General features: G+C 61.3%; 18 protein-coding genes. 6 read left to right on the top strand and 12 right to left on the bottom strand.

Going from position 1 to position 17,542, the window contains the following annotated elements:
• The 11 genes from VD811_11430 to gluQRS form a co-directional block, all read right to left on the bottom strand.
• A partial coding sequence (locus VD811_11430; GenBank protein ID HXV21584.1) for an imidazoleglycerol-phosphate dehydratase occupies window positions 1–398 on the bottom strand: 398 nt, incomplete at its 3' end.
• Between the two features lie 12 nt (window positions 399–410).
• Window positions 411–1,703, bottom strand: coding sequence for a histidinol dehydrogenase (gene hisD, locus VD811_11425; protein HXV21583.1), 1,293 nt, complete (start codon window positions 1,701–1,703; stop codon window positions 411–413).
• Window positions 1,704–1,768: 65 nt separating this feature from the next.
• Window positions 1,769–2,419 (bottom strand): ATP phosphoribosyltransferase, encoded by a 651-nt coding sequence (gene hisG / locus VD811_11420; protein ID HXV21582.1) that lies wholly within the window; start codon window positions 2,417–2,419, stop codon window positions 1,769–1,771.
• Between the two features lie 60 nt (window positions 2,420–2,479).
• Entirely contained in the window at window positions 2,480–3,739 is a 1,260-nt protein-coding gene (murA, locus tag VD811_11415) for a UDP-N-acetylglucosamine 1-carboxyvinyltransferase (GenBank protein ID HXV21581.1), read from the bottom strand.
• Window positions 3,740–3,808: 69 nt separating this feature from the next.
• A complete protein-coding gene (gene prmC, locus VD811_11410; protein ID HXV21580.1) occupies window positions 3,809–4,657 on the bottom strand; it encodes a peptide chain release factor N(5)-glutamine methyltransferase in 849 nt (282 codons plus the stop codon).
• 2 nt (window positions 4,658–4,659) lie between these two features.
• A complete protein-coding gene (gene prfA, locus VD811_11405) occupies window positions 4,660–5,727 on the bottom strand; it encodes a peptide chain release factor 1 (protein HXV21579.1) in 1,068 nt (355 codons plus the stop codon).
• A 58-nt stretch (window positions 5,728–5,785) separates the two neighbouring features.
• The gene (gene thyX / locus VD811_11400) at window positions 5,786–6,475 is read right to left on the bottom strand and encodes an FAD-dependent thymidylate synthase (GenBank protein ID HXV21578.1); all 690 of its coding nucleotides are present in this window, start codon (window positions 6,473–6,475) and stop codon (window positions 5,786–5,788) included.
• 115 nt (window positions 6,476–6,590) lie between these two features.
• Window positions 6,591–6,797: a 50S ribosomal protein L31 gene (gene rpmE, locus VD811_11395; protein ID HXV21577.1), complete on the bottom strand. Its 207-nt coding sequence runs from the start codon at window positions 6,795–6,797 to the stop codon at window positions 6,591–6,593.
• Window positions 6,798–6,908: 111 nt separating this feature from the next.
• Window positions 6,909–8,156: a transcription termination factor Rho gene (gene rho, locus VD811_11390; protein HXV21576.1), complete on the bottom strand. Its 1,248-nt coding sequence runs from the start codon at window positions 8,154–8,156 to the stop codon at window positions 6,909–6,911.
• Window positions 8,157–8,608: 452 nt separating this feature from the next.
• Complete coding sequence (locus tag VD811_11385) at window positions 8,609–9,427, bottom strand: hypothetical protein (protein HXV21575.1); 819 nt, start codon at window positions 9,425–9,427, stop codon at window positions 8,609–8,611.
• Window positions 9,428–9,575: 148 nt separating this feature from the next.
• Window positions 9,576–10,496 (bottom strand): tRNA glutamyl-Q(34) synthetase GluQRS, encoded by a 921-nt coding sequence (gene gluQRS / locus VD811_11380; protein HXV21574.1) that lies wholly within the window; start codon window positions 10,494–10,496, stop codon window positions 9,576–9,578.
• A 320-nt stretch (window positions 10,497–10,816) separates the two neighbouring features.
• Here gluQRS and VD811_11375 point away from each other — a divergent pair, with 320 nt between their 5' ends.
• Both VD811_11375 and VD811_11370 read left to right on the top strand, forming a co-directional pair.
• The gene (locus VD811_11375; protein HXV21573.1) at window positions 10,817–11,191 is read left to right on the top strand and encodes a response regulator; all 375 of its coding nucleotides are present in this window, start codon (window positions 10,817–10,819) and stop codon (window positions 11,189–11,191) included.
• A gap of 98 nt (window positions 11,192–11,289) precedes the next feature.
• The gene (locus VD811_11370) at window positions 11,290–11,712 is read left to right on the top strand and encodes an Rrf2 family transcriptional regulator (GenBank protein ID HXV21572.1); all 423 of its coding nucleotides are present in this window, start codon (window positions 11,290–11,292) and stop codon (window positions 11,710–11,712) included.
• A 256-nt stretch (window positions 11,713–11,968) separates the two neighbouring features.
• Here VD811_11370 and VD811_11365 read toward each other — a convergent pair whose 3' ends face one another.
• A complete protein-coding gene (locus VD811_11365; protein ID HXV21571.1) occupies window positions 11,969–13,183 on the bottom strand; it encodes an ammonium transporter in 1,215 nt (404 codons plus the stop codon).
• A 415-nt stretch (window positions 13,184–13,598) separates the two neighbouring features.
• Here VD811_11365 and VD811_11360 point away from each other — a divergent pair, with 415 nt between their 5' ends.
• Genes VD811_11360 through cysD form a run of 4 tightly spaced genes read left to right on the top strand, consistent with a single transcriptional unit; the run spans window position 13,599 to window position 17,538 of the window.
• Window positions 13,599–14,372, top strand: coding sequence for a hypothetical protein (locus VD811_11360; protein ID HXV21570.1), 774 nt, complete (start codon window positions 13,599–13,601; stop codon window positions 14,370–14,372).
• On the top strand, window positions 14,372–15,820 hold the full coding sequence (locus tag VD811_11355) for a DASS family sodium-coupled anion symporter (protein ID HXV21569.1): 1,449 nt from the start codon (window positions 14,372–14,374) through the stop codon (window positions 15,818–15,820). Before VD811_11360 ends, VD811_11355 begins: the two co-directional genes overlap by 1 nt.
• 33 nt (window positions 15,821–15,853) lie before the next feature.
• A complete protein-coding gene (locus tag VD811_11350) occupies window positions 15,854–16,549 on the top strand; it encodes a phosphoadenylyl-sulfate reductase (protein ID HXV21568.1) in 696 nt (231 codons plus the stop codon).
• A gap of 23 nt (window positions 16,550–16,572) precedes the next feature.
• Entirely contained in the window at window positions 16,573–17,538 is a 966-nt protein-coding gene (cysD, locus tag VD811_11345) for a sulfate adenylyltransferase subunit CysD (protein HXV21567.1), read from the top strand.
• Window positions 17,539–17,542 lie beyond the last annotated feature (4 nt).

Below are 17,542 nucleotides of genomic sequence, written 5' to 3'. Positions count from 1 at the left end.
TCGGTGTCGAAGTTGCCCACCTTGGTCTTGGGGATATCGACGTTGTAGACCAGGAAGGGGCGTCCGGAGAAGTCGATATTGACCGAGACCAGCGCCTCGTGCATCGGCATGCTCCCCTGCCCGTAGCGGCGGATGCCCGACTTGTCGGCCAGCGCCATGCGAAACGCCTTGCCGAGACAGATGCCGAGATCCTCGACGGTGTGGTGGTCATCGATGTGGGTGTCGCCGGTCCCCTGCACCGTGAGGTCGAAGAAGCCGTGCCGGGTCACGTGGGTGAGCATGTGATCCATGAACGGGACGGCGGTCGAAATGTCGCTCTGGCCCGAACCGTCCAGCACCAGCTTGAGGTGAAAATTGGTCTCGGCGGTGTTACGGTCGACAATGGCGGTACGGCTCACAGCAGACCTCCCTCAGTCCTTGAGTCGAATGGCAACGGAACGGGCATGGGCTTCCAGCCCTTCCAGTTCGGCGATATGAATGATAGCACGGCCGAGCCGCTCCAGCCCCTGCCGGGAGAAGGAGACGAGGCTCGACTTCTTGACGAAGTCGTCAACCCCCAGCGGCGAGAAGAAGCGGGCAGTGCCGCCGGTGGGGAGCGTGTGGTTGGGTCCGGCCAGGTAATCGCCGGCCGCCTCGGGGGTGTGGTGGCCCATGAAGATCGCCCCGGCGTGGCGGATCAGCGGCAGAATTTCGAAGGGATTGGCCACCGCCAGCTCAAGGTGTTCGGGAGCGATGCGGTTGGAAAAGGCGATCGCCTCCTCCAGGTCGCGAGCCACGACAATCGCTCCGTAACGGTCGATCGACTGCCGGGCGATGGCCTGGCGCGACAGGCAGGCAAGTTGCGCTTCGACCTGTTTCTGCACCGCCGCCGCCATCTTTTCATCGGTGGTGACGAGAACCGACGAGGCGAGTTCATCATGCTCGGCCTGGGAGAGCAGGTCGGCGGCGATGTGCCTGGGGTCGCCGCTGCCGTCGTTGATCACCAGGATTTCGCTGGGACCGGCGATCATGTCGATGTCGACCTGGCCGAAGACCATCTTCTTGGCGGTGGCGACGTAGATGTTGCCGGGGCCGGTGATCTTGTCGACCCTTGGGATAGTCTCGGTGCCGTAGGCGAGCGCCGCCACGGCCTGGGCGCCGCCGACCTTGAATATCCGGTCGACCCCCGCCAGATGCGCCGCCGCCAGCACATGGGGATTGACCTCGCCGCCGGGCATCGGCACGACCATGATCACCTCGGCCACCCCCGCCACCCTGGCCGGCACCGCGTTCATCAACACCGACGAGGGATAGGCGGCCTTGCCGCCGGGGACGTAGATGCCCACCCGGTCGAGGGGGCGCACCATCTGGCCGACGAGGATGTCCGCTTCGTCGGTGGAGAGCCAGGTCTCGGTCTTCTGCTTGCGGTGGTAATCGGCGATGCGGCCGGCCGCCAGCTTCAGGGCGTCGAGCGAATCCTGGCTGGTTGCCGCCAGAGCCCGGTCGATCTCTTCCGGAGTGACCTGCATCGTCGCCGTCGTCAACTGCAGCCGGTCGAACTTGGCCGTATGGTCGAAGAGGGCGGCATCGCCGCGCCGGCGCACGTCGGCGATGATCGCGGCAACCGTCTCCTCGACGGAGGCCGGCGTCCCCGCGCCCCGCTCGACGATCCGGCGGAACGCTGTCTCGAATTCAGGGTCGGAAAAGCGCAGTAACTGAATCATGACTACCCTCGCATGGAATTGGAGGGGCAGGGCTTGCCCTGCCCCGGGCGCAGCAGGCAGTGCCCCTACCGACCCTCGGCCACAACCTTTTCCAGCCCTTCAATGATCTCGGTGATCCGCCGGTGCTTGGTTTTGAGGCTGGCCCGGTTGACGATCAGGCGGCTGGTAATCTCGGCGATGGTCTCCACCTCGACCATGCCGTTTTCCCGCAGTGTCGCGCCGGTCGAGACGAGATCGACGATCCGCTCCGACAGTCCTACCAGCGGGGCGAGTTCGATCGAGCCGTAGAGCTTGATGATTTCTACCTGGATCCCCTTGGCGGCGAAGAAACGCTCGGTGACGTTGGGGTACTTGGTCGCCACCCGGATATTCGACCAGTTGGCGGGATCGTCTTCGCGGCGCAACTCCACCGGCTCTGCCACCACCATGCGGCAGTAGCCGAACTTCAGATCGAGCGGCTCGTAAAGATCCTTTCCCTGTTCGAGCAGGGTATCTTTGCCGACCACGCCGAGGTCGGCGCAGCCGTACTCGACGTAGGTGGGGACATCGGTGGCGCGCACTGCCATGAAGCGGAATTTGCTCTCGCGGTTTTCGAAGACCAGTTTGCGGCTCTCCCCCTCCATCTCCGGACAGGTGATGCCGATTCTGGCGAAAAGCGCCATCGAATCCTGCATGATACGCCCCTTGGGCAGGGCGAAAGTGATGTAATCGCTCATGGTTTTAAATTCCTCGTAGAGGCTTGACTCATCGCGCCCGGAACCCAATAAATTGCTCCTCTACATCGGTTCCTTGACTCTCTCAATGTCCGCTCCGAGGGAGCGAAGTTTCTCCTCGATCCGCTCGTAACCCCGGTCGAGGTGGTAGATGCGCGACACTTCCGTGGTGTTGTTCGCCGCCAGACCGGCGAGAATCAGTGAGGCGCTGGCGCGCAGGTCGGTCGCCATGACCGGGGCCCCGGAGAGTTTCTTCACACCCTTGACCGTGGCGGCATTCCCCTCGACGACGATATCGGCACCGAAGCGCAGCAGTTCGGCGACATGCATGAAACGGTTCTCGAAGATGTTCTCGGAGATGACGCTGGCACCGTCGGCCAGGCACATCAGCGTCATGAACTGGGCCTGCATGTCGGTGGGAAACCCAGGATAGGGCCGTGTTTTGATGTTGACGGCGTTGATCCGTCGCGGCCCCTTGACCCGCACGATGTTGTCCCGGTTGGTGACCTCCACGCCGGCATCCTGGAGCTTGAAGACCAGGGCATCGAGATGCTCCAGGCGCATGTTGCTGATGCGGATGTCGCCGCCGGTGATCGCAGCGGCGATCATGAAGGTCCCGGCTTCGATCCGGTCCGGCATCACCGCGTGGGTGACCGGCTGCAGTGCCTCAACACCGATGATCCGGATAGTATCGGTGCCGGCGCCCTCGATCCGGGCACCCATCTTGGTCAGCACCTCGGCCAGTTCGGCGATCTCCGGCTCGCGGGCGGCATTCTCCAGGATGGTTTCCCCCTTGGCCATGGCCGCCGCCATCATCAGTTGCTCGGTGCCGCCGACGGTGGAGATGTCGAAGTTGACCCGCGCGCCCTTCAGCCGTTTTGCCTTCGCCTCCACGTAGCCGTGGGTCAGGTTGATCTCTGCGCCCAGCGCCGCCAGCCCCTTGAGATGCAGGTTGATCGGACGGGCACCGATGGCGCAGCCGCCGGGCAGCGATACCCGCGCCCGGCCGAAGCGAGCCAGCAGCGGTCCCAGCACCAGGACGGAGGCGCGCATGGTCTTCACCAGGTCGTAGGTCGCCTCGTGGTTATCGACACCGGAAGTATCGATACGCACGACGTGCCCCCGGCCCTCGATGACGGCACCCAGGGACTCGAGAACCTTGATGGTGGTATTGATATCGCGCAGGAACGGAACGTTCCGGATTTCGTTCGCGCCGGGAGCCAGCAGGGTGGAGATGAAGACCGGAAGCGCAGCGTTCTTCGAGCCGCTGACACTGACTTCGCCGGAGAGTTTCCTGCCGCCTTTGATGACCAGCTTGTCCAAGGAGTGACCTCATTAATCATGTATGTGTAGGGGCGGACTGCGTCCGCCCAGGGCGCATGCAATGTGCCCCTACGCCAGCCGTCCGCCGACTACCCGCTCGATAGCGGCCAGGTCGCGCGCCGTAAAGGTCTCGGCGAAGCCGTTGGCCTGAAACAGCTCAGTGACCTGCAACGCTTGCCTGCAGCCAACCTCCACCAACAGCCACCCGTCGGGCTTCAGACAGGCGGCGGCGGCCGGCAGCAGACGCCGGTAACAGTCGAGGCCGTCCCGACCGCCGCTCAGGGCGAGATGCGGCTCGAAGTCGCGCACTTCGGGCATCAGTTCGGATATCTCTCCATCGGGGACATAGGGGGGGTTGGCGACAATCAGATCGTAGGGCCCACCAGGGAGCGCTCCCATATCCGCCTGCAGAAACCTTATCCGCCCTTCGACATCATTGCTGCGGGCATTTTGCATCGCCACCGCCAATGCCTCGGCCGAAACATCCATCGCCGCCACCTTCGCTGCCGGAAGCTCGTGGGCCAGGGCGACGGCAACGGCACCGCTGCCCGTTCCGACATCAAGGATCGAACAGGCGCCGGCCGCCCGTTTCAGCGCCTCTTCCACCAGCACTTCTGTATCTGCCCGAGGGATAAGAACCGCCGGTGTGACAACGAAAGAGAGGGACCAGAACTCCGTCCGGCCCAGGATGTGCTGCAAGGGCTCGCGCCGGGCCCGGCGACCGACCCGCTCACGAAAGGCGGCGAGTTCTGCCGAAGCGAGAGGGCGGTCATAGTTGAGGTAGAGGCCCACCCGGTCGAGGTCGAGCGTAGCACCCAGCAGCAGTTCGGCATCCCGCCGTCCGTTCTCGACGCCTTTCTGCGACAGGTAATCTGCAGTCCACTGCAAAACCTTGAGAACCGTCCAGACCTCGGCCAATCTCAATCCTCCTGGCCGGCGAGGGACCCAGCCTGGAAATCGGCGTTCAGGGCATCGACGATTTCATCGATATCTCCCTGCATGATGCTCTCGAGACGATAGAGGGTCAGGCCGATACGATGGTCGGTGCAGCGGCCCTGGGGAAAATTGTACGTGCGTATCCGTTCACTGCGGTCGCCGCTGCCGACCTGGCTCTTGCGGTCGGCGGCCATCTTCGCCTGCTGCTCCGCCATCATGCTGTCGAGAATCCGCGACTTGAGAACCTTGAGCGCCTTGGCTTTGTTCTTGTGCTGCGATTTCTCGTCCTGGCAGGCAACGACCACGCCGGTCGGAATATGGGTTATACGTACCGCCGACTCGGTCTTGTTGACGTGCTGGCCGCCGGCTCCGGAAGCCCGGTAGACATCGATGCGCAAATCGGAGGGATCGATATCGAGATCGACGTCGTCGGCCTCGGGGAGAACGGCAACCGTACAGGCCGACGTATGGATGCGCCCCTGGGCCTCGGTTTCCGGCACCCGCTGTACCCGGTGGGTGCCGCTTTCGAATTTGAGCCGCGAATAGACCCGCAGGCCGCTGATCAGGGCGATGATTTCCTTGAAGCCGCCGGCATCAGACTCGGAGGCGCTCATGATTTCCACCCGCCAGTTTTTTCGCTCGGCGTAACGTGAATACATGCGGAAGAGATCGGCAGCAAACAGCGCCGCCTCTTCGCCGCCGGTGCCGGCGCGAATCTCGAGGATGATGTTCTTTTCGTCGTTAGGGTCCTTCGGCAGCAGCAGCAGGGTGAGCTGCCGGGCGAGCGCCTCCTGTTGGCTCTCCAGCTCCGGGATCTCCAGACGCGCCATCTCGCGCACCTCGGGGTCGGCATCGCGGAGCAGTTCACGATTCCCCTCGAGATCGTCGCAGACTTTCCGGTAGCAGCCGTAGGTTTCGACGATCTCCGAGAGTTCGGCGTGCTCACGGGTCAGGGAGCGGAACTTCTCCTGGTTCCCCACCACGGCGGGGTCGGAGAGCAGGCCCTCGACTTCGCGAAAACGGTCGACGACTTCTTCTAGTTTTTTGAACATCAATGGTTTATCCAAGGTAGGGGCAAAAGCATGCACCCAGGGCGGACGCAGTCCGTCCCTACGACAATTCCGCGTATTCCTTCCGAACCTCGGCCATCGCCCCGCAGCTCATCGCCCCCTCGGGGCAGCTCCCCCGCAGGCAGCCGGGCCCCGCTGTGGCGAAAAGCATCGGCGCCGCCATCCGGACCAGCCGCAGCATCTCCCTGGCCATGGCGCGGATCTCCCACTGCGCCCGGCGGCAGCAGCGCAGGTTGAAGAAATGATGTAGCTCACGGGCGTTCATGGTCACAACGATCTTGGTTTCGGCGGCGTTGGGCAGAACGAAGCGGGCATCCTCCGCTGGAATGCCTGCCGCGAGAAGTTCCCGGTAGGTCCCGTGGATCTCGTCGAGCAGGGCGGCGTAGCGGGAGGCGAGTTCGGGCCGTTCGGCGATAGATGGTGGGGTCACGGCCGCGAAACGCTCCTTGTGGGAAACGTAGCGCTGGCTCTGCTGGGAATAGGACGCCAGACGGTGGCGGACCAATTGATGCGAGCAGGCCCGGCTGATCCCTTCGACCCCGAAGGAGAAGGTGACGTGTTCGAGGACGGAAAAATGGCCCAGGGAAAGGATCTTCCGGAGCAGCGCCTCCCGGTCGGCACGGCTTTTTTCCAGAAGCTGGTCGACGGTGGCTGCGGAGTAGCAGAGACGGGCCGCAGCGGCGACAACCTGCTCCGGTTCCGGGGTATGGGTCAAGAGCTGGACGAGCATGGTTCCTTTAAGCGTCTCTGCAACGCCTCGGCAAGCCGGGGCGTTGCAGAGACGTCGAGGAGAATTCCCGAAGCACCCCAAAAAAAGAGACGGCCCCGCAGGGCCGTCTGCGGCCTTACTTGTTGCCGTACTTTTTACGGAAGCGCTCGATACGGCCGGCGGTGTCGATCAGTTTCTGCTTGCCGGTGAAGAAGGGGTGGCAGGAGGAACAGATCTCGGTGGTGATTTCGCCCCCCTTCCGGGTCGAGCGGGTTTCAAAGGTGTTGCCGCAGTGGCATTTGACCGTGACGGCCTCGTATTTGGGGTGGATGCCTTCTTTCATTGCCTTGTCTCCTTACGGCCTGGCTGGTACAGGCCGGTTTGTGGGATGGTGCGAATAGCGGAAAATATCAGTTTTTCAACCCTTCCGCAAGTACTTTCTGCCGCGGAGCATCTACCGGTTCATGGAGTCGAGAAAGCCCTGATTGCTCTTGGTCTCGCCAAGCTTTTCAAGCAGAAACTCCATGCTGTCGACTACATTCATCGAGGAGAGGACCTTGCGCAGCAGCCAGATACGCTGCAGGCTGGTCTGGTCGAGGAGCAACTCCTCGCGCCGGGTTCCCGACTTGTTGATGTCGATGGCGGGGAAGGTTCGCTTGTCGACCAGACGGCGGTCGAGGTGGAGTTCCATATTGCCGGTCCCCTTGAACTCCTCGAAGATGACCTCGTCCATCTTGCTGCCGGTGTCGACCAGGGCGGTGGCGATGATGGTCAGGCTCCCCCCTTCTTCGATGTTGCGAGCCGCGCCGAAGAAGCGCTTCGGTTTGTGCAGGGCGTTGGAATCGACCCCGCCGGAGAGAATCTTGCCGGAGGGGGGCACAACGGTGTTGTAGGCGCGGGCCAGGCGAGTGATCGAATCGAGCAGGATCACCACGTCACGCTTGTGCTCCACGAGCCGCTTGGCCTTCTCGATGACCATTTCGGCGACCTGAACGTGCCGGGTAGCCGGCTCGTCGAAGGTAGAGGAGATGACTTCGCCCTTGACGCTGCGCTGCATGTCGGTCACCTCTTCGGGGCGCTCGTCGATCAGCAGCACAATGAGGTAGACCTCGGGGTGATTGGTGGTAATCGAATTGGCGATGTTCTGCAGCAGCATCGTCTTGCCGGTACGCGGCGGAGCGACGATCAGCCCTCGCTGTCCCTTGCCGATGGGAGTAGCCAGGTCCATGACCCGCATCGGCAGGTTATCGTGAAGCGTCTCCAGGATGATGCGCTCCTGAGGATAGAGCGGGGTGAGGTTGTCGAAAAGGGTTTTATCGCGGGCCACCGCCGGGTCTTCGAAGTTGACCTCGGAAACCTTGAGCAGGGCGAAATAGCGCTCTCCTTCCTTCGGCGGCCGGATCTGCCCGGATACCGTATCGCCGGTGCGCAGGTTGAAGCGGCGGATCTGCGAAGGGGAGACATAGATATCGTCAGGACCGGGGAGATAGTTCGCGTCGGGCGCCCGCAAAAAGCCGAAGCCGTCGGGGAGAATTTCCAGCACCCCTTCACCGAAGATGGCACCATTTTTCTCAGCAGTCGCATTGAGGATGGCGAAGATGAGATCCTGCTTGCGCATGCCGGAAGCGCCTTCGACCTTGAGTTCTTTCCCAATGGCCGTCAGCTCGGTGATTTTCTTCTCTTTGAGTTCTTTCAGGTTCATGGTTTCTCCTCAGCCGTACTCCGGCATGACAAAAGGCCCGGTCAATACCCCGGACGGCGGCCCGCACTGCCAGTCGGACAAGCTTGTAGTTTTACCTTGCTCACTTTTTGAAAGATTCTGTATGGTCAGGAAATGAGACGCATGGGAATGAAACGGCGGAAGGATTTTCCTTCTCAAGAATGCCGCGGTACGGTGATGCCTCTCAGCCGCACTTCCGCCCGGCAAGCAATTCGGACTTAATTGTGTATTTCAATTTCGTATGCGGATGAGTGCCCGAAAGGACCTGGTTCCAGACTTATACGTGGATGGCGAGATGTTCGACAACACTAAAACTATGTACTCCCTTTACCCTGCCATGTCAATCCATTATTCGATGAGAATTGCGAAAAAAGGGAGACGACAAGAACAAAAGCCCTTGCCGCCTCCCCGTTTGGCAGCACTGCAAGTCCCGGCTACTTGCCGTTTAAGGCTGGAGAAACTGGCTCCTTCGCTTTGAACGGATTTTGCAGACCCGGTTTCAGTTCTGCAGCAATGAGTGAAAATTGCCTTAGGTAACGGCGCGAAAATTCGCCTTTTCCGAACACCCCCCGCTCGACCTCTTCCAAAGTTCGCTCCAGACCGGCCGCGGTGATGTACTTGACCCGGACCTGGTCGGTGCTGTTGTAATAAGCCTCGTCAAAATCGGGATACTGCAGGGCCAGGAACTTGTCGGCACCGGTGCCGGGGTACTCCCAAATGACTTCGCCTGAAGGGAGAACTACGGCGGCGGTTGCCACGATATCGTTGAAATTGGACTGCAGGTAGTTGAGATGAAGACGGTCCCACCTTTTGTCCTGGCGCTCCACGCCATTAAGGATGACGATCAGCAAGGCATCGACCACATGGCGCTGCGCCAGGGCGGCAACGCTTGCCTCGGCGAAATCATAATGGCGGTAAAGTCCCTCCCCCTCACCACGCAAGGAACTTCCCTTGACCACCTCGGCATACAACTGTCGGGGGTCGCCCGCCACCGGTCGCACATCGAAGTAGGTCTTATTCTCCCGGAGCAGCTCGCTTAACTTCCCTTCACGACCGGCGCTGGTCCGGCGCAAAATGTCCACCACCGCCTCGCGCTCGGGGTGGGTGATGGTCGAGTCGGCATCCACCAGAAGGGGCAGCACTCCGAGCGTGCGCACAGTCTGACGATATTCCTCCCTGGGGATCTTGAAAAAACCACTGCTGCATCCGGCTAGAAGCAATACACTCAAAACCATGGCAAGCGATCGGTACATACAACGGCCTCCTTTAAATCTGTTTGAGCCAAATTTAGTTTTTTGAACATTCGCTCCGGGGAGAGCGAAGAAACAATTCAACCAGGGGACAGTCGGCTCCACCTGGGGCAGGCTGTTTCAACAAGCGACAGTCCACCTGGCCCTGGCCTCAGGCAGGCCATGCGTTAGCCGGATGCAACACGACACGGTCGAGAGCAAAATGAGCCACACCCCAGGCGAGGATCGTGCGGGGCGGGGCGTTCTTCAGGTCAGCGGGTACCTCCTGGCCGAGGAAGTGCAGGGCCTGCCAGACCAGCTTTCCCCCTTCCCGGGTCGAATCGGCAACAACCGCGCCGTGCCGCTTGCTGAGCTTCTCCCCGTCCGGAGACAGGACCAGGGGGAGGTGAACATAGCAGGGAAGCGGGTTGCCCAGACAGCTGTGCAAGAAAATCTGCCGGGGCGTGGACGTCAGCAGATCGGCGCCACGCACCACCTGGTTGACGCCACTTTCGGCATCATCAACCACCGCCGCCAATTGGTAGGCAAACAGACCGTCGGCCCTTCTCAGCACGAAATCGCCTACGGCACTGGCCAGACACTGCTGTACGGGACCGAAAAGGCCATCGGCGAAGCAGACCACTTCGTCGGGAACCCGGATCCGCAGGGCACGGGGCCGGCGTCCGGCGGCAAGTCCCGACCGGCAGGTCCCGGGATAAAGGGGGCCCTCTTCGCCGGGGTGAGGGGCGCTCGCCAGGATTTCCTGCCGGGAGCAGCCACAGGCGAACACCAATCCTCTCTCCCGCAACCTGGCAAGGGCGGCTTCGTAGGCGGGCACGCGCCGGCTCTGCCAGACCACTTCGCCATCCCACTCCAGGCCCAACCCCTCCAGGACTCGCATGATCTCGTCAGCTGCCCCGGAGACGACCCTAGGCGTATCCAGGTCCTCGATACGCAGCAACCATCGACCGCCGCCCTGCCGTGCCAGACAGAAGCTACCCACCGCCGTCACCAGAGAACCAAAGTGCAACGGGCCGGTGGGACTCGGCGCAAAACGGCCAACGACGGGCAATGAGTGCAAATGCTCGGCCATGAACCGGGGATGCCTTCATCTTGAGGGTCAGCCGATAATGCCCCCTGTTCCAAAACCTGTCAAGAGGGGCCGGCGCAGTTAGCTTACGGACAGCAAATGCGGCGAGCATTCCCTTCGCGGCCATTCGGCTTAGCTGACCGCAGCATTTCAGGACCCTTGTTTGATTTTACGACAAACCGACGCTACGCCGCGCCACCCGCCAGTTATACTGCCGCGATTTTTACATTTGACAAGCCTGGTCGCCTCGGTTAACCTCATAAATATCTCACATAACACCGTTATATTTATGAACAATTGCCGCCTGACAAGGAAGGAAGAGCATGCAAGCGAAACGCGTCGTGGTTATAGATGACAGCAAGCTGGTTCTGGCGGTTGCCGCAGACGCCCTCGAAGGGGCCGGCTATGAAGTGATAACCACCGATTCCGGCATCGAGGCCAACCAGTTCATTTACGCAACACGCCGGCCCGATTTGATCCTGATCGATGTCATGATGCCGATGCTGAACGGCGACCGTAAAGTTCGCCTGCTCAAGGAGCGGGAGTCGAGCCGCCACATTCCCGTACTGCTCATGTCGACCAAATCGAGCAGTGAGCTGGAAGAACTCGTCAAAAGTTCGGGAGCCGACGGCTACATCCAGAAACCATTCAACGACGTTTCTCTCATCAGCCAGATTCAGCGCCTCGTTCCGGCCTGACCTACGCATTTCCCACCCAGGTTTCCCGTCTTTGTGATTGACAAAATTCGCGCCGGGGGTTACCAATTACCTCAAAGGTCATCAATTGGAGGTAGCCCTTGCTTATCACCCGAGCCACTGAATATGCAATCCGCGCAGTGCTCTTCCTGGCCAAACAGCCACGCGGAGAAATCGTTTTCAAAAAGGACATCTGCCGGACCCAGAGCATCACTCCGGCTTTTCTCACCAAAATATTTCAACCCCTGATCAAGGCCGGAATCGTCGGCTCCCAACGCGGAGTTGGCGGCGGCTTCTACTTACTCAAGCCCCCCCAGGAAGTCTCCCTGCTCGATGTGGTGCAAGCCCAGGAGGGGCCTCTCTACATCAATCAGTGCCTGACCCGGGAAGGCGCCTGCGAACGGGACGTCTTCTGCCCGGTCCATGGCGCCTGGCGCGAGATTCGGGGCGAATTGATGAGCACTCTCAGCCGCTACACTTTTGCCCACCTCATCCACGAGGAAGAAAAAAAACAGCTGTCATAAACACATCAGGGCTGAATACAAGCGGCAGCAACATGCCCCGCCTTGACGGGTTGATTCTTTTGCAACATGGAAAAAAGGCCGTCTTCCCGTGAATGGGGAGACGGCCTTTTCGCCGCTGTCGACAAAAAACACCCTGGAAACCAGGAGGGCAAGTAACCAGGGCGAATAGAGGAACCGCGTCCGGTCCCCCTCAAACTCTTTTTTCACCCTTATTATACCTGCGGCGGCAAATGCCGTCAAACCTCCCTGCCTGCCGCTACCGCACATAATCCTCGGGATAGGCATGGATCTGGTGGATGGCGAGGTCCGGACCTGCGAATTCCGCTTCGTCGCTCATGCGGAACCCGATGAAACGCCGGATGACCCAGTAGACCACAGCCCCCGTTGCCAGTGCGTAGAGAACTGCCAGGACGCTTCCGGCCAATTGCGAAAAGAACGACACCCCTCCCAACCCGCCGAGCACCGGGTTCCCGAAGATGCCGGCGGCAACCCCCCCCCAGGTGCCGATGATCCCATGCAGCGGCCAGACCCCCAGGACATCGTCGATCTGCAACCGCTCCTGTTCCCACTGAAAGCCGAAGACAAAAATCAGGGCAGCGATCCCGCCCATCAAAAAAGCCCCCAGCGGATGGACCAGATCGGAGCCGGCACAGATGGCGATCAGCCCCGCCAGAGCACCGTTGTGCACAAAACCCGGGTCGTTCCGACTGGCAACCAGGGCAAACAGCACCCCGCCGACCATGGCCATCAGGGAGTTGACCGCCACCAGGCCGGAGATTCCCGCAAGATTCTGGGCGCTCATTACATTGAAACCGAACCAGCCGACCGCCAGGATCCAGCTGCCGAGGGCCAGGAACGGGATATTGCTGATCGGTATGGCCTGGCTTTTACCCCGACTGAATCGGCCGCGCCGAGCACCCAGCAGGAGGACTGCCGGCAGGGCGAGCCAACCACCCATGGAGTGCACGACGACGCTGCCGGCAAAATCATGAAACGGAGCACCGAAGGTTTTCTGGAAGAAACCCTGCAGGGCAGCGCTGTTCTGACCCCAGATCAGGGATTCGAAGAGGGGGTAGGTGATGCCCGCGAAAACGGCCCCGGCCAGCACCTGCGGCCAGAAGCGGGCCCGCTCGGCGATGCCGCCTGAGATGATAGCGGGTATGCAGGCGGCAAAACAGAGCAGGAAGAAGAAGCGCACCAGTTCGTAGCCATTGGTCTCCCCCAGCAGACTGGCGGCCGGATGAAAGAAATGGATGCCGTAGGCGATGGGATAACCGACCAGGAAGTAAACTACGGTGGAAACGGACCAGTCGGAAAGGATCTTGACGAAAGCGTTGACCTGGCTCTTCTTCCGAACAGTGCCCACTTCAAGAAAGGCAAAACCGGCGTGCATGGCAAAAACCATGACCGCCCCGAGCAGAAGAAAAAGCACGTCGCCGCCATGGCGCAGGGATGTAAGGGTAGGCTCCATTGCCTCACGACCTCCTTGTCTGTGTGTTCCGGAGACGCCATTGTCACCGTCAAGGGGAATGCCTATTTCAAGCCCCGTGCCTGCTCCATTTTCATGTATAATTAGGTCGTTAGGCGGCCAGCGCCGGGCACGGCAACGACGCCTTGCACAACATGAGTGCAGGTCTGCTCATATTTTGCGCATCACGACCGAGGCCGAGAGGCAGGCCGGCACGATACGCCCTCCCTAAAAGCTTGCTTGAAAATCGGGATTTTACAGTTAAACAATAAAGAATAATCACCAGGATATTGTTTACTAATTTATTCATGTTTTTTCTGAAATTATTGTTGACAAAAATACTCCAATAAATTAGCCTCAAAGTCAGATTTACCAATTGGCCGCTCGCTCCAACCCGCTTTCGGCAAAGACTCCGCCCATGATCGTCGATTCAGCAAAAGCAAAGATCCTCATTGCCCGGCCGGTTATCCCGGCTGTCGCCGACGAATTGCGCCGACAGGACACTGTCTTTTTCGTCGGTGGGCAACTTCCGCCTCGCCAAACGCTGGAAACAATCTTCGAAAGTGATTGCCAGTCTCCGGCCGAGCTCTTCGTCTTCAGCTTCACCGAGTCTGCAGACTTCCATCAGGCAGAAGCGCTGGTCAGATCGATCAAGCGGAATTTCAAGGGATTTCTGGTCGGGCAGTTTCACTCCATCCCGTCCCGGCAACTTCTCGAGCATGCCTATGCGGCGGGGATCGACTTTATCGACATCCCGCTCAGCGGGGACAGAGACAGCAGACTGGCGGCGCTGCACTATGCCAAGACCGTCTTTCCCAGATGGTCGACCGTTTCCACCCTGTTTGCCGGGGCACAGGCCCCGTCGGCCACGGTCCGGGATATCGACCTTCTGCTGGCCGACGACATCCTGCCGCTGGTGGCCATCGGCGATGAGGCCGCCCGCTACCCGGAGGCGGAGATTGCGGCAATTTTCGAACATCTCACCCGGGGATGGCGCCGCCGGAAGGTGACCGTCAAACCCCTGCACCCGCTGCTCTATCTCACCACCCCCTTTGCCCCACCCCCGAAAAAAGGGGTCGTGAACGGCCTGTTCGACAAGGTCAATGACGCCAGGTTGCGCACCACCTCGGATCTGCGGCGACTGCTGAGGGTCAGGGAAGTGGAAGAATCCTTCGAGTCGGCGGGGCTGTGATGGAACCGGTCGTTTTCGACAAGCCTCTGAAGATCGACCGTCGGCCGATCTGGCTGATTCTGGCGGACCGCACCCTGCGCTACCAGGTATTTGCCGGGCTACTGATCGCTGGTGCCGTTCTCTTCAGCCTGACCCCGCCCGAGGGGCTCTCGGTGGCCGGCTATCGCTCCCTCATCGTTTTTGGCGTCAGCATCTTTTTCTGGGTCTCCGGACTGCTGCCTCTGGCGGTCACCTCCCTGCTTGCCATGGCCGCCCTTCCCCTGCTGGGGATCATGGAGGCCAAGAAGACCTACGCCCTCTTCGGCAACGAGGCGGTATTCTTTATTCTCGGCGCCTTCATCCTGGGCGCCGCCATGACCGGCTCCGGCCTCTCCTCCCGCATGGCCCGCGCCATGCTGGCCCGTTTCGGCCGAACCCCGAAAAGCCTGGTTCTGACGGTCTTTCTCCTTTCGGCAATCCTCTCCTTCTGCATGAGCGAACACGCGGTGGCTGCCATGATGTTCGCCGTCGTCGCCGAAATCGTCCGCAGCCTGGAACTGGAGCCCTCCCGCAGCCTCTATGGCAAGCTCCTCTTCATGGCCATTGGCTGGGGCTGCGTCATCGGCGGCATCGCCACCTTTCTCGGCGGCGCCCGGGCGCCGCTGGCCGTCGGCATGCTGCAGGAAAACACCGGCCTGGACTTCTCCTTCTTCGAATGGGCCCTGGCCGCCGGCGCCCTGGTTCTGCCCTTGCTGCTGCTGGGCTTCACCCTGCTGCTGCGGTTCTTCCCTCCTGACCTGGCGAACGTGGATAAGGGCCTGCTGTTCCTCAACCGCAAGCGCCTGGAAACCGGACGGATGAGCTGGGACGAAAAGATCGTCGCGCTGATCATGTTGCTGACCCTGCTCGGCTGGATTCTCCTCGGCAAGACGCTGGGATTGGCCAGCATCGCCATTCTCGCCGTGGTCGCCCTCTTCGTCTTCCGGGTGGTGAGCTGGCAGACCATTGAAGAATACGTCAACTGGGGAGTGATCCTGATGTACGGCGGCGCCATCGCCCTCGCATCGGCCCTGGAGAAAAGCGGCGCGGCGCAGTGGCTTGCCGGTCACGGCCTGGCCGGCCTGCAGGATTCACCGTTTCTGGCCGTGGCCGTCATTTCGCTGATCGCCATGCTGCTCACCGAATGCATCAGCAATGCGGCGGTGATCGCCATCCTGATGCCGATCGGTCTCTCCCTGGCCAAGACCATGGGGATGGACCCGCGCATCATCACCCTGGCCATCGCCCTGCCGGCCGGCCTTGCTTACTGTCTGCCGATGGGGACGCCGGCCAACGCCATCGTCTATTCCTCCGGTTTTCTGCGGAGCCGGGAAATGATCCTGCCGGGAGCCGTGATCATGGCCTGCTCCTGGGGCCTATTCCTGCTGACGGCCCGCTTTGTCTGGCCCCTGCTGGGGTTCAAAATCTAACGCCGCCACGCGGCTCTGCCAAGGATTGAGAAGATGACAACGAAAATTCCCTCCCTTCCCGAAAATGCCACGGCGACCGAAATCCTTCAGGCCGGCCTGGCGGCGGCCGGTGGCCCCGTCAAACTGGCCTGCTCCTTCAGCGTCGAAGACGTAGTCGTCATCGACCTGGTCCGGGAGCTGAACCTCCCGGTCGGCATCTTCGCCCTCGATACCGGCCGACTCAACGAGGAGACCTACGAAGTCGCCGAGGCGGTGAGCGAACGCTACGGCGTGTCGATCGACTGGTACTTTCCCGAGCGCGAAGCGGTGGAAAAGCTGGAGCGGGAAAAGGGTCTCTTCTCCTTCCGCGCCAGCCTGGAGAACCGCCACGAATGCTGCCGCATCCGCAAGGTGGAGCCGCTCGGCCGGGCGCTGGCGGGCCTGGCCGGCTGGGTCACCGGCATGCGCCGGGAGCAGAGCGTAACCCGCGCCGACATCGCCCCCCTGGAGATCGACGCCGCCCACGGCGGCATCCTGAAGATCAACCCCCTCGTCTCCTGGACGGAAGCCGAGGTGTGGGCTTATGCGGAAAAGAAGCGCATTCCCCTCAACCGCCTGCACAAGCTGGGCTACCCCTCCATCGGCTGCGCTCCCTGCACCCGGGCGATCCGGGCCGGCGAGCATCCCCGGGCCGGCCGCTGGTGGTGGGAGGACCCCGAAAACAAGGAATGCGGACTGCACAAGCGCTAGGCGGATTTCTGTAGGGGAACGGCGTGCCGTGCCCAGGGCGCAGCGCGCTGCGCCCCTACACCAAGGTTGAAAAAGAGGACTATATGAGCCAAAAAATGACCCACCTCCGCCAGCTCGAGGCGGAAAGCATCCATATCATCCGCGAGGTCGCGGCCGAGTTTGAAAACCCGGTGATGCTCTACTCCATCGGCAAGGACTCCGCGGTGATGCTGCACCTGGCACGCAAGGCCTTCTTCCCGGCCCGGCCGCCATTTCCGCTGCTGCACGTCGACACCACCTGGAAGTTCCGGGAGATGATCGAGTTCCGCGACCGGATGGCGCACGAGTGCGGCTTCGACCTGCTGATCCACACCAACGTGGAGGGGGTCGAGCAGGGGGTCACGCCGTTCAGCCACGGCAGCGCCCTCTATACCGACATCATGAAGACCGAGGGGCTCAAGCAGGCCCTCGACAAGTACAAGTTCGACGCCGCTTTCGGCGGCGCCCGGCGTGACGAGGAGAAGTCGCGCGCCAAGGAGCGGATCTTCTCCTTCCGCACCGCCAGCCACCGCTGGGACCCCAAGAGTCAGCGCCCCGAGCTGTGGAACATCTACAACGCCCGCGTCCGGCCCGGCGAGAGCATTCGCGCCTTTCCGCTCTCCAACTGGACCGAACTCGACGTCTGGCAGTACATCTACCTGGAGAGCATCCCCATCGTCCCCCTCTACTACGCTGCGGTGCGGCCGGTGGTCGAGCGGGACGGGATGCTGATCATGGTCGACGACGAACGGCTGCAGCTCCAGGCCGGGGAGAAGGTCGAGATGAAATCGGTGCGCTTCCGCACCCTGGGGTGCTACCCGTTGACCGGTGCTGTCGAATCGACCGCCGCCACCCTGCCGGAGATCATCCAGGAGATGCTCCTCACCCGCACCTCCGAACGCCAGGGACGGCTGATCGACCACGACCAGTCCGGCTCCATGGAGAAGAAGAAGCAGGAAGGATATTTTTAAGGAT

The sequence above is a fragment of the Desulfuromonadales bacterium genome, assembly GCA_035620395.1.
Classification (GTDB): domain Bacteria; phylum Desulfobacterota; class Desulfuromonadia; order Desulfuromonadales; family DASPGW01; genus DASPGW01.
This window is presented reverse-complemented; position numbering and strand designations above follow the sequence as displayed.

What these genes read in the sequence shown, in the direction of transcription:
- VD811_11385 (HXV21575.1), bottom strand. Translation starts at nt 9,427, where the DNA reads ATGTACCGATCGCTTGCCATGGTTTTGAGTGTATTGCTTCTAGCCGGA.
- rpmE (HXV21577.1), bottom strand. Translation starts at nt 6,797, where the DNA reads ATGAAAGAAGGCATCCACCCCAAATACGAGGCCGTCACGGTCAAATGC.
- rho (HXV21576.1), bottom strand. Translation starts at nt 8,156, where the DNA reads ATGAACCTGAAAGAACTCAAAGAGAAGAAAATCACCGAGCTGACGGCC.
- VD811_11360 (HXV21570.1), top strand. Translation starts at nt 13,599, where the DNA reads ATGATCGTCGATTCAGCAAAAGCAAAGATCCTCATTGCCCGGCCGGTT.
- gluQRS (HXV21574.1), bottom strand. Translation starts at nt 10,496, where the DNA reads ATGGCCGAGCATTTGCACTCATTGCCCGTCGTTGGCCGTTTTGCGCCG.
- VD811_11355 (HXV21569.1), top strand. Translation starts at nt 14,372, where the DNA reads ATGGAACCGGTCGTTTTCGACAAGCCTCTGAAGATCGACCGTCGGCCG.
- VD811_11350 (HXV21568.1), top strand. Translation starts at nt 15,854, where the DNA reads ATGACAACGAAAATTCCCTCCCTTCCCGAAAATGCCACGGCGACCGAA.
- thyX (HXV21578.1), bottom strand. Translation starts at nt 6,475, where the DNA reads ATGCTCGTCCAGCTCTTGACCCATACCCCGGAACCGGAGCAGGTTGTC.
- hisD (HXV21583.1), bottom strand. Translation starts at nt 1,703, where the DNA reads ATGATTCAGTTACTGCGCTTTTCCGACCCTGAATTCGAGACAGCGTTC.
- prfA (HXV21579.1), bottom strand. Translation starts at nt 5,727, where the DNA reads ATGTTCAAAAAACTAGAAGAAGTCGTCGACCGTTTTCGCGAAGTCGAG.
- VD811_11365 (HXV21571.1), bottom strand. Translation starts at nt 13,183, where the DNA reads ATGGAGCCTACCCTTACATCCCTGCGCCATGGCGGCGACGTGCTTTTT.
- VD811_11375 (HXV21573.1), top strand. Translation starts at nt 10,817, where the DNA reads ATGCAAGCGAAACGCGTCGTGGTTATAGATGACAGCAAGCTGGTTCTG.
- hisG (HXV21582.1), bottom strand. Translation starts at nt 2,419, where the DNA reads ATGAGCGATTACATCACTTTCGCCCTGCCCAAGGGGCGTATCATGCAG.